Raw genomic sequence first — 14068 nt, 5'->3', positions numbered from 1 at the left:
TTTCCTTTCATCTCTATCTTTTCGCGGTCCCGTCAGGGCCGCATCATCATCTTGATTATCGGCAGCAGGCGATCCGCCGGCACTGCCATCGGGGCCACCTCGAATTCGGCCATGCGGCCAATGAGGCGTGGGGCGCCCAGAAATTCCTCGATCACGTGATAGCCGGTGCGGCGTCTGTAATCGTCGACCAGCATCGTCACGGGCCGCGCGGTGCAGAACGCCGTCGCCATGGCGCAGCCGGCCCGAAACCGGCCGTCGATCAGCACCATATCGGGCTGCTCGAAATCCTTACGCTGCCAGACAGCCAGCGGATACTCCGCGTAATGCCGCCAGCCCTCGTCGTTCACCGGCCGGCCCCAATCGCCTGTCTCGCCCACATTGGACCAGATCACCTCGACCTGTGTGCCGTCTGCGGGCGGATTTTGCAGCAGCCATTCCTGCATCATCTCGGCCCAGCCCTTGTCGCTCTCGACAGAAAACACCCGCTTGCCAAGCAATTCCGAGGCAAGAACGGTCGACCCGCCGCTGCCGTATTCAAGGATGACATCGGCCGTGGCATAGGCGTCGGCCAAACGGGCGGCCTCGGCTTCGGGCAGCGTCAATTCCGGACGTTGGATCAGCGTATCGCTCATGCCCTGCCCCCCGGAGAGACCAGATAATTGCAGTTCTTACGGCTGTGACGGACGGAATGTCGGATTGCATAGGCATTGTGATCACACCAAGCCGAGAAAGCATCCGCATTCTTCTCGTCCACCTCGATCAGAATCGCCGGGCGATGCCTCGAGATCAGTTGTTTCATTCCGGAAAGTACTTTGATTTCCATGCCCTCTACGTCGATCTTTATGAGATCAGGCACCTCATCTCCCAGCAGGACATCGCCCGCATGCACCTCCAGATGGCCCTTGCCCTCGACCATCTTGGTCGCGCCCAGATTTCGATCGTGCCGCTTCATTCCAAAGCCGCCGGCAGAGCCATCCGACAGACCAACGCCCAGCAACCCCATATCAATCACGCCCTCCAGCCGATTGATAAGGACGTTCGCCATCAAGGGCGCCAGCGCCAGTGGATTGGGCTCGACCACGACGACCCGCGCCGCCTGCAGACGAGTGGCGAAATAAAGCGCATGATTTCCAACATTAGCCCCAATATCAATGATATGCGCGCCACTTTTGATGTGAGCCTCAAGCGCTTCCAACTCTTCGACCTCAAAGAACTCGCCGCGCCGCCACGCATTCTGGATCGGATCGCGTGCCATGTTGAGGCAAAGGCTGAGCCCCATACCGGGCGCGTGGATAACTTCGAAGGGCGGAAACGCCACGGGCACGCCGGAAGCCAGCGCATCACGCGCAGCCGAGACGTCGAAATACGTCTCGTCCGTTAGCTCGGGCAGAGGCAGCACGACATCACTCATCATGCCGCTCCGCCGAGGCGCGATATGTCTGCCGACCCGCACAAAGTCTTACCCGACCGAACCTTCGAGCGAGATCGCGACCAGCTGCTGTGCTTCCATGGCAAACTCCATCGGTAGCGCCTGCAGCACATCGCGGCAGAAGCCGTTGACCACGAGAGCCACCGCCTCCTCCTCGTCCATGCCGCGCTGGCGGCAGTAAAACATCTGATCGTCGTCGACCTTGGAGGTGGTCGCCTCATGCTCAACGCGGGACGAGTTGTTCTTGACCTCGATATAAGGCACCGTATGTGCCCCGCATTTGTCGCCGATCAGAAGACTGTCGCATTGCGTATAATTGCGCGATTCCTTGGCCTTGGGGTGCATACTTACCAACCCGCGATAGGTGTTCTGCGCCTTGCCCGCCGAAATCCCCTTGGAGACGATGCGCGACTTGGTGCGCTTGCCCAGGTGGATCATCTTGGTACCGGTATCGGCCTGCTGCATATTGTTGGCGATGGCGATCGAGTAGAACTCGCCCTGGCTGTCGTCACCGCGCAGGATGCAGCTGGGATACTTCCAGGTCACGGCGGACCCGGTTTCGACCTGCGTCCACATCACCTTGGCCCGGTCACCCCGGCAATCGGCGCGCTTGGTAACAAAGTTGTAGATGCCGCCCTTGCCGTTCTCGTCGCCTGGATACCAGTTTTGGACGGTCGAGTATTTCACCTCGGCGTCCTCCTCGACGATGATTTCGACAACCGCCGCGTGCAACTGACTCTCGTCGCGCTGGGGGGCCGTGCAGCCTTCGAGGTAGCTGACATAGCTGCCCTTGTCGGCGATGATGAGCGTGCGCTCGAACTGGCCGGTATTCTCGGCATTGATGCGGAAATACGTGCTCAGCTCCATCGGGCAGCGCACGCCGGGCGGCACATAGACGAAGGAGCCGTCCGAGAAAACCGCCGAGTTCAGCGTCGCATAGAAATTGTCATTCACCGGCACGACGCTGCCGAGGTATTTCTTCACCAGCTCGGGATGCTCGCGGATCGCCTCGGAAATCGAGCAGAAGATGACGCCCGCCTCCCGGAGCTCCTTCTGGAAGGTGGTACCGACCGAAACGGAGTCGAACACCGCGTCCACGGCCACCTTGCGCGCCTCGGCAGGCATCTCGCCCGCGCCCTCGACACCGGCGAGAATCTCCTGCTCTTTCAGCGGGATACCCAGCTTGCTATAGGTCGCCAGCAGCTTCGGGTCGACCTCATCCAGCGACTTGGGTTTGACCATCATCGACTTGGGGCGCGCGTAGTAAAACTGGTCCTGGAAGTCGATCTCGGGATAGTCGACCATCGCCCAGGTCGGCTCTTTCTTGGTCAGCCACGTCTGATACGCCTCAAGACGCCAATCGGTCATCCACTCCGGCTCTTCGTTCTTTTCCGAGATTAGGCGCACGATGTCGGGCGTCAGGCCTTTGGGCGCGTACTCCATCTCGATATCGGTCGACCAGCCATGCTTGTAGGCGCCGCCCACCTCGCGAACGCGGTCGACCGTGTCCTGATCGACGCCTTCCTTGGCCACATCCTTGTGGTCCATCGCTTTGTTCGGTGCATCATCAAGTGCCGTCATGTCTTTATCTCCCCGTCTCAGTCTCAATGCGCGCCAACCCGGGCGCCGTGTCTGTCCAAGTGCTTCAACCATATCTCGGCAAAGCGCAAAACCTCGTCTTCCGTCGTTTGCGGCCCCAGCGAAACCCGGATCGCACAAGCTGCATCCGCCTCGCCATATCCCATGGCCCGCAACACCGCGCTGGCCCGGACCTTCCCGCTTGAGCAAGCCGAGCCCGCCGAAACCGCGAAACCCGCCAAGTCCATCGCCATCACCTGCGTCTCGCCCTTCCAGCCAGGCGTCAAGATGCAGGAGGTGTTCGGCAATCGCGCGACTTCTTTCCCGACAAAAATAGTCTTATTTCCAGAAGCTGCAATGGTCTTTTCTAGAATGTTTCTAAGTTTCTCGACCCGCTCCCATTTGCCATTCGCCAGATCGGCCACGGCCGCCTCGGCTGCGGCCCCGAATCCTGCGATGCCGATGATGTTCTCGGTGCCTGACCGGCGGCCCATCTCCTGCCCGCCGCCCTTGATCTGGGCGGACACATCCGTGCCGCGCCGAACGACCAGCGCACCGATGCCCTTGGGTCCGCCCAATTTATGCGCCGAGATCAGCGCCATCTGCGCGCCGCTCCAGTTGAAGGCCAGCGGGACTTTGCCAAAAGCCTGCGTCATGTCGCTAACCGCCAGCCCTTCTGGCAGGGCCTGCAGCACCCCCGTCTCGGAATTGGCGATCTGCAGGGCGCTCATGGCCGGATCCATCACGTCAACCGCCCCTTCGGGCGATACCCGCAGCGCGCCATCGGTCCAGGCCGCAACCGCCTCATGCTCGACCGGCGCCGCGCTCAGGCCCCGTCCGGCGCAAGCCAGCGCTGCCGCCTCGGTCGCCCCCGAGGTGAAAATCACATCCGCCCCGTCTGCCCCCAGCGCGGCCGCCACCTGGGCGCGCGCACGCTCGACCAGCGCCTTCGCGGCACGCCCCTCGGAATGCACGCTCGACGGGTTGCCGGCCACGTCCATCGCGGCGATCATCGCATCGCGCGCCTCGCTCCGCAGCGGCGCCGTCGCGTTGTAGTCCAGGTAGACCCGCCCCTTCATGGCGCCCACGCTTCATCTTGGTAAAAATACTCGCGCCGCAGGCAACCGCATTCGCCGGAGGCGAATGTGCGGCGCGGCGCCGAAGGCGGCGCTATACCTTTGACACGTGCCTTCATCAGTCCTCATCCACCACATTGAACAGCGACGGCACCGCAGGACAGGGGGCCAGCGAATTGCCGACGACATCGCTCAGCCGGGTCTGGTGCAGATAAACATAGACCTGCGCGCTGAGACCCTCCCACAAACGATTGGTCATGGATTGCGCCCGTGTCCCCGAGGCACCGCCCGACGCGCCCGCGCCCTTGTGCATCGCATCCACCGTCTCATCCACCGCGGCCAATATCTCGGACACACGGATCTCGGAGGTGGGCCGCGCCAGGCGATACCCGCCCCCGGGGCCGCGCACAGAGGTCACCAGATCGGCGCGGCGCAGCTTGACGAAGAGCTGCTCCAGATATGGCAGCGAGATACTCTGGCGGCGCGACACCTCGCCCAACGTCACCAGCGAGCCTTCGGGCTGCAAAGCGATATCCGACAGCGCGACCATGGCATAGCGCCCCTTGGTGCTGAGTTTCACGGCTGCTTCCTCCCCGCTCGGCTTGCGAATAGATTGACCTCGCGCGCATGGGCGCTTATCACGCGCCAAGCCCGTCCGGTCCGGCCACGCGCACCAGCGCGACGGGCCGACATTTTAGAATTGTTCTAAGGCGCAGAGGCACCCCCGTCAACGGGCATCGCCGCGCCCCGGAACAGCGCAGCAAGGAACGCTGAATGCCCGAGGTTATCTTTCCCGGCCCCGAGGGCCGCCTTGAAGGCCGCTATCATCCGCAAAAGGAAAAAGACGCGCCCATCGCCATCGTCCTGCATCCGCATCCGCAATTCGGCGGCACGATGAACAACAAGGTCGTCTACAACCTGCACTACGCGTTCTACCGCATGGGCTTCACCGTGCTACGCTTCAACTTTCGAGGCGTCGGGCGCTCTCAGGGTGAGTATGATCAGGGCGTGGGCGAGTTGTCAGACGCTGCCTCGGCGCTCGATTACCTGCAAAGCATGAATGCCAATTCCAAGCATTGCTGGGTTGCGGGCTTCTCCTTTGGCGCATGGATCGGCATGCAGCTTCTGATGCGCCGGCCCGAGATCACCGGCTTTATCAGCGTGTCGCCCCCGGCCAATATGTATGACTTCTCGTTCCTCGCCCCCTGCCCGTCCTCGGGGTTGATCATCAATGGCGCGGCGGACCGCGTGGCGCCGCCCGCAGACACGACCGCACTGGTGAACAAGCTGCGCGATCAGCAGGGCATCACCGTTCAGCACGAAGAGGTCGAGGGGGCCGGGCATTTCTTCGAGGATCCGCATATGGACCCGATGATCGAGACGGTCACGAGCTATGTGAAACGCCGCCTCACAGAAGGCACGCGCTAAGCCATGGGCGTCACCGAAGATCTGGCCGACCAGCTGGCGCAGGATGCGCTGAAGGCCGAGGAGGTCACTGGCGACGAGCGCATCGTCGACGATCTGGCGACCATGATGGGCGCCACCTCGCAAACCGCCGAGGAGGCATTTTTGACGGCGGTCCGCGTGCGCCGTGCCAATGCCAAGGCGCGCAAGATGCTGGCGGACCGGGTCAAGGCGTTCAAGGCGGCGCAGGGCGGCGCGCCCGAGGCCGACTGACGCGCGGCAACCAACGTACCTTCACGGCACGAAAAAAAACCTGCGCCCCGAAAGGCGCAGGTTTCACTTTTTTCAGCCCTGCTTACTTGGCTGGCACCGCCCCCGCGCTGCTATGCCCCTCCAGCGGATCGTCATAGCCATATTCGCTCAGGTCCGCGATCGAGCGGTCATTATCCACCCAATCCTGCTTTTCGGCGGCGCTGGCATAGGGCGAGAAAAGCCCCGTCCAAGCATAAACGATGCCGATGACCGGCGTCATCCAGCAGGCGAAGGCCAGCGGGATATAGAGCAGGTTCTCGAAATTGCCGTCGATGATCCCGAGACCGAGCGCTGAGATGACAAAGGCGCCGCCCGCGTTCCACGGGATCAGCGGCGACATCAGCGTCCCGCCCTCCTCGATTGCGCGGCTGAGGTTCAGGGTCGAGCGCCCCATGCCGCGATAGACCGGCGAATACATCCGTCCCGGCAGCGCGATCGACAGGTAAGGATCGCCCGCAACAAGGTTGGTCGCGGTCGAGGTGGCGATGGCCGCGGTCTGAACGCCTGCAAAGGAATGCACCTTGGACAAGATCTTGGCGATGATCGCCTGCAGGCAGCCCGTCCGCTCCAGCGCGCCGCCAAAGCCGAGCGCGATCAGGATCAGCGAGATGGTCCACATCATCGACTGGATGCCGCCCCGGTTCAGAAGGCTGTCAATCTCGGCGACACCCGTGTCGATGGAATAACCGCCATTGGCGTAGCCAAAGACGTCATGCAGCGACGACCCTTGCGCGATCATCGCCGTCAGGCCACCTGCCACGACGCCGGCAAAGAGCGACGGGATCGGCGGCTTTTTCGCAATGGCAAGCCCGAGGACCAGCAACGCCGGGATCAAGAGCCAGGGCGAGATGGCGAAATACTCGTTCAGCGCGCTGGTGATGCTATCGATGCGCTCGAACGAGGTGCTGCCTTCGCCCATCAGGCTGTAGCCCGCCCAGACATAGATACCAAGGGCGATAAGCATCGCCGGCACCGTCGTGGGCATCATGTTGCGAATGTGATCGAACACATTCGTCGCGGTCACCGCAGGGGCGAGGTTCGTCGTGTCCGACAGGGGCGAAATCTTGTCCCCGAAGAATGCGCCCGACACCACCGCGCCAGCCGTCCAGTAGACCGGAACGTCAAAGCCCGCGCCGATCCCCATCAGCGCAAGGCCGATCGTGCCGACCGTACCCCAGGACGTGCCAAGAGAGACAGACACGACCGCGCACATGATCATCGACGCGGCCAGGAAAATCTGCGGCGACAGGATGATTAGCCCATAATAGATCAACGTCGGCACGGTGCCGGAGGCGATCCAGACGCCAATGATCATGCCCACCACGATCAGGACGGAAACGGAGGGCAGCGACACGTTGATGACGCGAAAGACCCCGTCTTCCATGTTGCCCCAGTCATGTCCCAGGTAAAGCCCGACCAGCGCCGTAATCGCAAGACCGATGGCCAGCGGGATATGCGGGGTGAAATCGCCGAAGTAAAAGAGCTGTATGCCCAGAACCAGCAGCGTCAGCACCACCGGCACAAGCGCAAGGCCGAAGGACGGCTTGCGCGGGTTGATCTCGTCCGATGACATGGGTCTGTCTCCTCTGTTGGTGATCGTTGTCCTGTCTTTTTGTGGCCCTGTGCGGGCTTGTCCTTGTTGATCTAGCGCGCAGCGCCGGGTTGGCGACTGGACCGATTCAACCTCCAGTCGATCACGCCTGTCGCCGCGGCGACAGGAAAATATTCGCTTGGCGTGAAGTTTTCAGCCGGCACCCGGCACCCCCGTCCGCCCCGCAAGGGGCGAACGGCAAAGACGTCGCCGCATTAGGCCCCCTTCTTGGCCTCGGCAGCCTTGGCCTTCTTGGTCTTGTCGGCAACCTTCTGCGCCAGATCGCGGGCGATCGAGAACGCACCCTTGATCTTGTCGCTGTCCTTGGCCCAATCGCGCCGCACGACGATCTTGTTATCCTTGATCTTGGCGAGGCCGCGCTGATCCTTGATGAACTCGACCAGCCCCTCAGGCGAGGCGAATTTGTCGTTGTGGAACTGGATCGTGGCGCCCTTCGGCCCGCCATCCAGCTTGGCAATGCCGGCCTTCTTGCACATCCCTTTGATGCGCACGACGAGGATGAGGGTATTCACCTCTTTCGGCAGCGGGCCAAAGCGGTCAATCAACTCGGCCGCGAAACCCTCCAGCTCGACCTTGGTGTCGAGGCTGCTAAGGCGGCGATAGAGGCCGAGGCGGACATCAAGGTCAGGGACATACTCCTCGGGGATAAGGACCGGCACGCCCAGATTGATCTGCGGCGCCCATTGGCCATCCGTGTCATAGAGGCCGTCCGTCTCGCCCGCCTTGATCTTGGCCACCGCTTCTTCCAGCATAGACTGGTAGAGTTCGTAGCCGACGTCGCGCATCTGCCCCGATTGCTCCTCGCCCAGAAGGTTGCCGGCGCCGCGAATATCCAGATCCTGCGAGGCCAGCGTAAATCCCGCGCCCAGCGTGTCGAGACTGCCCAGCACGCGCAGCCGCTTTTCGGCGGCGGGGGTTAGTTTGAGGCGCGGCTTGGTCGTCAGATACGCGTAGGCCCGCGTTTTCGAGCGGCCCACGCGGCCCCGGATCTGATAGAGCTGGCTCAGCCCGAACATGTCGGCGCGGTGGATGACCATCGTGTTGGCGGTTGGAATATCGAGGCCGGATTCCACGATGGTCGTGGCCAGCAGCACGTCATATTTGCCGTCGTAGAAGGCGTTCATCCGCGTATCCAGCTCGCCCGCTGCCATCTGGCCATGCGCGATGACGTAGGACACCTCTGGCACCTCGTTGTCCAAAAACGCCTCGATCTCGGACAGGTCCGAAATGCGCGGGACGACGAAAAAGCTCTGCCCGCCGCGGTAATGCTCGCGCAATAGCGCCTCGCGCAGGGTGACCGTGTCGAACTCGCTGACATAGGTGCGGATCGACAGGCGGTCGACGGGCGGCGTGCCGATGATGGAAAGGTCGCGCACCCCCGAGAGCGACAGTTGCAACGTCCGCGGAATCGGCGTCGCCGTCAGGGTCAGCACATGCACATCGCTGCGCAGCGCCTTCAGCCGCTCCTTGTGTGCGACGCCAAAGCGCTGCTCCTCGTCAATGATGAGCAAGCCCAGGTTCTGGAACTTGACCGATTTGGCCAGGAGCGCATGGGTGCCGACGACGATATCCACCTGCCCCTTGGTCAGCCCGTCGCGCGTGGCCGCAGCATCCTTGGCCGACACGAACCGCGAGAGCGGTCGCACGTTAATGGGAAAGCCGCGGAACCGTTCGGCAAAGCTCTGGTGGTGCTGACGCGCGAGCAAGGTCGTCGGCGCGATCACGGCCACCTGCATGCCTGACATGGCAGCGGCGAAGGCGGCCCGCATCGCCACCTCGGTCTTGCCGAAACCGACATCGCCGCAGATCAGGCGGTCCATCGGCGTGCCCGCTTGCAGATCGGCCATCACATCCTCGATGGCGCGCAACTGGTCATCCGTCTCCTCGTAAGGAAAGCGGGCCGAGAATTCCTCCCAGGCGTGATGCTCGGGCTCCAGCACGGGCGCGCGGCGCAGCGCGCGCTCGGCGGCGATGCGGATAAGGCGATCCGCCATCTCGCGGATGCGCTCTTTCAGCCGCGCCTTCTTGGCCTGCCAGGCCCCGCCGCCCAGCTTGTCCAGCAGGCCCTCTTCGTGGCCATAGCGGCTGAGCAATTCGATATTCTCGACCGGCAGATAGAGTTTGGACGCCTCGGCATATTCCAGCACGATGCATTCATGCGCGGCGCCAAGCGCCGTCACCACTTCGAGGCCCAGATACCGCCCAATGCCGAAATCGACATGCACCACCAGATCTCCGGGCGTAAGGCTGTTCGCCTCGCTCAGGAAATTCTCGGCGCGGCGGCGGCGCTTGGGTGCGCGGATCAGGCGATCACCCAGAATGTCCTGCTCGGCGATGACGGTCAGATGCTGTTTGCCCACCGGCCCCTCGAAACCGGCATCCAGGCCCCAGACGGCCAGATGCAGGCCCGATTTTCCAAGCCGCTCGGCCGAAGTGATGGTGACGGGGCCCACCAGCCCCTCATCCTCCAGAAGGCCTTCCATCCGCTCGCGCGCGCCCTCGGAATAGCTGGCCAGCAGGACAGGCCCTTTGGCCATCTTCGCTTCAATATGGTCCTTCAACGCACCGAAAAGGCTGATGTTTTCCTGCTGCCGCTCGGGCGCGAAATTGCGCCCGATGCGCCCACCCGCATCCACGACGCCCGGCCCTGTAGCCTGCGGCAGAGCGCTGAACTGGACCGCGCGGTGCGGCGCCATCGCCGTGTCCCACGCGGCGTCATCCAGATAGAGAAGCTCGGGCTTGACCGGCTTGTAGACGCTGTCGCCGCGCCCCTTGGCGGTCATCGCATGGCGCCGCGCCTCGTATTGATCGACGATGCTGTCCCAGCGCGCGACCCGCACCGGGGTGATCCCGTCATCCATGACAACCGGCGCGTCGGGCAGGTAATCGAACAGCGTCTCAAGCGTGTCGTGGAAGAAGGGCAGCCAATGCTCGGCCCCTTGCGCCTTGCGGCCCGCGCTGATCGCCTCATAGAGCGGATCATCCGTGCCCGCCGAGCCGAATTCGATGCGGTAATTCTGCCGAAAGCGCATCACGGCCGCCTCGTCGAGGATCACCTCCGAGACCGGCGCAAGCTCGATCATGTCCAGCTTTTCGATGGTGCGCTGGCTGACCGGATCAAAACGCCGCGCGCCGTCCAGAACATCGCCGAAGAGATCGAGCCGCACAGGCCCGCCCCCGTCGCTGCCGCCCGGAGGGTAGATATCTATGATACCACCCCTCACCGCGTAATCCCCCGGCTCGGTCACTGTGGGGCTTTGGGTAAAGCCCATCCGCACAAGGAAGGCACGCAGGGCCGCCTCGTCGATACGCTGGCCGACCTGCGCGGTAAAGGCAGCACCTTCCAGCACCTTGCGCGCCGGAATGCGCTGCATCGCCGCGCCGAGCGTGGTGAGCAGCACGAATTGCCCAGGCATGCCATGCACCAGCCCCGCCAGCGTCGCCATCCGCGCCGCCGAGATATCGGCATTGGGCGACACGCGGTCAAAGGGCAGGCAGTCCCATGCGGGGAACTGCACCACCGGCATTCCCGGCTGAAAAAACGCCAGCGCCGAGGCCATGGCCGCCATCCGCTTGTCATCGCGGGCGATGTGGATCACGGGGCCGGACGCGCGCGCGACCTCGTCCAGCGCGAGGCGCGCGTCAAAGCCTTCTGGCGCGCCGGAGACGGTGATAGGGCTGGTCTTCTGGGTCATATGCTCATCGCTGCCTTGGGACGGGATGGGCAGATAGCCCTGCCGCCGCCCATGTCACCCGTCCTGCGCCGATTTGCCGAGGCCTGGGGCGCCGCGTCATCCGCCAAGGGCCGAGGCGGTCATGTTCTGGTACATGCCCCACATCGCGGTGACAAAGATCGATATCATGCCGATCACCTGCACCATGAGGCGGTGGCGGTTGAACTTCGCAATCAGCGGCTTTCCCGCCAGCTCCTGCGCCTCGATCATATGCGCGGTGCGCACCGACAAGAGCCAGACCAGCGACATCGGGAAGAGCAGAAGGAACACCGCCTGCGCAAACTCGCGGTCATAGAGCCAGCCCAACATCGCGGCGCCGGTCAGCATGAAGAAGATCAGGCCGGTCATCAGCAGGCCGGATTCCCGACCGATATTCAGGATCCGGCGACTGTTGATCATCGCAAGGTGATTCATGTCTGCCATCGCCTGCGGATTGCCCTTGCGCGCCCGCGAGATCATGTCCCACGGCACGCCCAGCAGGTAATGGCTGGTCGACGACCAGAGCACGGCAAGCGCGATCCAGAACCATAGGTTGCTGAAGCTGCGCATGTCGATCAATTCAAATACCGAAGAATACCAGTCCACGCCTGCCCCGATCCGCCAAGTTCGCGCCCCTCTTAATGGGTTTCGCCCCAAACCGGAAGCGCCCGATTTCCTCTCCGTTTCGGCCATCCGGCATGCACCTCTTGAGCAGCGGCGGGATCCGTGCGACGTATCACGCACTCCAACGCAGTCAGGTCACACTCATGCCCCCCAGCCTCGCCCCCTACCCCGCAGCCCGTCCACGCCGTATGCGCCGCACACCGGGCCTGCGCGCGATGGCGGCCGAGAACACGCTGTCGGTGGGCGATCTGATCTGGCCAGTCTTCGTGCGCGACGGCGAGAACGTGACCGAGCCTGTCGCCTCGATGCCCGGCGTCAACCGTCTGAGCGTCGACCGCGTGGCCGAGGCCGCGCGTGAGGCGGCGGATCTGGGCATTCCGGCGATTTGCCTCTTTCCCTATACCGGGCCGGAAAAGCGCACCGCCGATTGTGCCGAGGCGTGGAACACCGATAACCTCAGCAACCGCGCGACCCGCGCCATCAAGGCTGCGGTGCCCGAGATTGCCGTGATGACGGATGTCGCGCTCGACCCTTATTCCGATACAGGCCATGACGGCTTTGTCCGCGATGGCATCATCGTCAATGACGAGACGGTCGAGGCGCTGGTCAAACAGGCGTTGGCGCAGGCCGAGGCGGGCGTCGATATCATCGGCCCCTCGGATATGATGGACGGGCGCATCGGCGCGATCCGCAGCGCGCTGGAGGCGGCGGGGCACCAGGACGTCATCCTTCTGAGCTATGCCGCGAAGTATGCCAGCGCCTTCTACGGCCCTTTTCGCGACGCGGTGGGGGCAAGCGGGGCGCTCAAGGACGACAAGCGGACCTACCAGATGGACCCGGCCAATTCGGATGAGGCGATGCGCATGATCGCGCGCGACCTGGCCGAGGGCGCGGATGCGGTGATGGTCAAGCCCGGCATGCCCTATCTCGATATCTGCCGCCGGGCCAAGGATACCTTTGCCGCGCCGACCTATGCCTATCAGGTCAGCGGCGAATACGCGATGATCGCCGCCGCCGCGCAGAACGGCTGGATCGACGGCGAGCGCGCCATGACCGAGAGCCTCATGGCTTTCAAGCGCGCGGGCTGCGACGGAATCTTGACCTATTTTGCCCCTGCGATGGCGCGCCTTCTGCGCTGATCGGGCCGTGCCGCGCAGTAATTCGCCCAAAGTTCACCCCCGCGCGTGACAATGCGCGGCGTGCCGCCTATAGTTTCGCCAGATCGGCCACCAAAAGGCCGGCGGTATTCAGGCAACGAACAGGCATAGATCCATGAGCATTCTCACCAGACGCGGCTTTACCCTGGGCGCGCTCGGCAGCGCCGGGCTTATGACAGCCGCTTGCGGCAACGGCATCGGAAGCCGAGGCCCGCAGGAAATCGACGCGCGTGTCAACACCACCGTGAGCTACCTCTACAACAACTATCCCGGCACGCAGTCTTTGGCCGAAAAGTCCGCGGGCATGCTGGTCATGCCGCTAATCACCGAGGCGGGCCTTGGCTTCGGCGGCGGGTACGGGCGCGGCGCGCTGCAGATCGGCGGCCAGACGGTGGATTACTACTCGGCCACCAAGGGCAGTGTGGGCTTGCAGATCGGCGCACAGCAATTTGCGCATGTGCTGTTCTTCATGACCCCGTCGGCTCTGTCGAGTTTTCGGCGCTCCTCCGGCTGGGCCGCGGGCGCGGATATCGAATACGTCTTCAAGGACACGGCTGAAAACCTGCGCGCTGAGACGACGACGTCGATCTCGCCCGTGATTGCGGTTGTCTTCGGCCAGGCAGGTTTGATGGCAGGCGCCTCGCTGGAAGGCATGAAGTACACCCGCATCATTCCGTGATACGCCAGTTTTGCGATAGGTGCCGGGGGCCTGCCTCCCGGCGCGCCACATCAGTGTAGCGTGAATTCCCCCGTCACATTGCGCCATTCGCCCGGCGCGATCATCTTGCGATGGGTAAAGCGCACTGAATGCAGCGGGCCGTCAATCTCGCGCTGCCAAAACTCCACGAATTTAAACAGCTTGGGATGGTCGGGCGCGATGTCGTAATCCTGCCAGACATAGCTGTTCAGCACATGGACGTAATCGGGCATCCCGTAGAAGAACTCCGCGGTGGTCAGCCCGTAACCCTTAAGCATCATTTCCGTCTCGGTCATCGGCATGTTTCATGCTCCTTTTCCTGCCCCCTCATTTGATGATGCCGGAAAGAAATTACTTTTCAATGAAAACAATTTGTTAGCAGATGCAGCTGATGGCTGCCAAATGCCAGGGCCATGCGCCATTGCACCCCATATCATGGCGGTGATATACCTTTGCGCACTGCATA

At 63.0% G+C, this 14068-nt stretch carries 13 protein-coding genes; 4 read left to right on the top strand and 9 right to left on the bottom strand.

Annotated features, from left to right (window positions below; genetic code table 11):
• Positions 1 to 32: 32 nt before the first annotated feature.
• From ACEWPL_RS02230 to iscR, 5 genes are all read right to left on the bottom strand, one after another.
• Positions 33 to 632 (bottom strand): hypothetical protein, encoded by a 600-nt coding sequence (locus tag ACEWPL_RS02230; protein ID WP_393934807.1) that lies wholly within the window; start codon positions 630 to 632, stop codon positions 33 to 35.
• Complete coding sequence (locus ACEWPL_RS02225; RefSeq protein WP_393934808.1) at positions 629 to 1411, bottom strand: FkbM family methyltransferase; 783 nt, start codon at positions 1409 to 1411, stop codon at positions 629 to 631. The genes ACEWPL_RS02230 and ACEWPL_RS02225 overlap by 4 nt, the downstream gene beginning before the upstream one ends.
• A gap of 48 nt (positions 1412 to 1459) precedes the next feature.
• Complete coding sequence (gene sufB / locus ACEWPL_RS02220) at positions 1460 to 3010, bottom strand: Fe-S cluster assembly protein SufB (protein ID WP_393934809.1); 1551 nt, start codon at positions 3008 to 3010, stop codon at positions 1460 to 1462.
• Positions 3011 to 3033: 23 nt separating this feature from the next.
• On the bottom strand, positions 3034 to 4086 hold the full coding sequence (locus tag ACEWPL_RS02215; RefSeq protein ID WP_393935375.1) for a cysteine desulfurase family protein: 1053 nt from the start codon (positions 4084 to 4086) through the stop codon (positions 3034 to 3036).
• Between the two features lie 115 nt (positions 4087 to 4201).
• Entirely contained in the window at positions 4202 to 4663 is a 462-nt protein-coding gene (iscR, locus tag ACEWPL_RS02210; RefSeq protein ID WP_393934810.1) for a Fe-S cluster assembly transcriptional regulator IscR, read from the bottom strand.
• 194 nt (positions 4664 to 4857) lie between these two features.
• Between iscR and ACEWPL_RS02205 the strand changes: the two genes are divergently transcribed.
• Together ACEWPL_RS02205 and ACEWPL_RS02200 are read left to right on the top strand one after the other, a co-directional pair.
• The gene (locus tag ACEWPL_RS02205) at positions 4858 to 5511 is read left to right on the top strand and encodes an alpha/beta hydrolase (RefSeq protein ID WP_393934811.1); all 654 of its coding nucleotides are present in this window, start codon (positions 4858 to 4860) and stop codon (positions 5509 to 5511) included.
• Between the two features lie 3 nt (positions 5512 to 5514).
• Positions 5515 to 5760 (top strand): hypothetical protein, encoded by a 246-nt coding sequence (locus tag ACEWPL_RS02200; RefSeq protein WP_393934812.1) that lies wholly within the window; start codon positions 5515 to 5517, stop codon positions 5758 to 5760.
• Between the two features lie 82 nt (positions 5761 to 5842).
• Here ACEWPL_RS02200 and nhaC read toward each other — a convergent pair whose 3' ends face one another.
• The 3 genes from nhaC to ACEWPL_RS02185 all read right to left on the bottom strand — a co-directional run bounded on the left by nhaC (position 5843) and on the right by ACEWPL_RS02185 (position 11730).
• Positions 5843 to 7372, bottom strand: a complete 1530-nt coding sequence (gene nhaC / locus ACEWPL_RS02195) for a Na+/H+ antiporter NhaC (RefSeq protein ID WP_393934813.1) — start codon at positions 7370 to 7372, stop codon at positions 5843 to 5845.
• A gap of 233 nt (positions 7373 to 7605) precedes the next feature.
• The gene (gene mfd, locus ACEWPL_RS02190) at positions 7606 to 11106 is read right to left on the bottom strand and encodes a transcription-repair coupling factor (RefSeq protein WP_393934814.1); all 3501 of its coding nucleotides are present in this window, start codon (positions 11104 to 11106) and stop codon (positions 7606 to 7608) included.
• Positions 11107 to 11202: 96 nt separating this feature from the next.
• Positions 11203 to 11730: a component of SufBCD complex gene (locus tag ACEWPL_RS02185; protein ID WP_393934815.1), complete on the bottom strand. Its 528-nt coding sequence runs from the start codon at positions 11728 to 11730 to the stop codon at positions 11203 to 11205.
• 161 nt (positions 11731 to 11891) lie between these two features.
• On the opposite strand from ACEWPL_RS02185, the gene hemB reads away from it, so the two are divergent.
• Complete coding sequence (gene hemB / locus ACEWPL_RS02180; protein ID WP_393934816.1) at positions 11892 to 12887, top strand: porphobilinogen synthase; 996 nt, start codon at positions 11892 to 11894, stop codon at positions 12885 to 12887.
• Positions 12888 to 13020: 133 nt separating this feature from the next.
• Complete coding sequence (locus ACEWPL_RS02175; RefSeq protein WP_393934817.1) at positions 13021 to 13584, top strand: lipid-binding SYLF domain-containing protein; 564 nt, start codon at positions 13021 to 13023, stop codon at positions 13582 to 13584.
• Between the two features lie 50 nt (positions 13585 to 13634).
• Here ACEWPL_RS02175 and ACEWPL_RS02170 read toward each other — a convergent pair whose 3' ends face one another.
• Positions 13635 to 13904, bottom strand: a complete 270-nt coding sequence (locus tag ACEWPL_RS02170) for an usg protein (protein ID WP_393934818.1) — start codon at positions 13902 to 13904, stop codon at positions 13635 to 13637.
• Positions 13905 to 14068: the final 164 nt, after the last annotated feature.

Origin of the sequence: Roseovarius roseus, assembly GCF_043355935.2 — a bacterium.
Classification (GTDB): domain Bacteria; phylum Pseudomonadota; class Alphaproteobacteria; order Rhodobacterales; family Rhodobacteraceae; genus Roseovarius; species Roseovarius roseus.
Note: the sequence above shows the minus strand (reverse complement) of the source record. Positions and strands in the feature narration are given on the sequence as shown.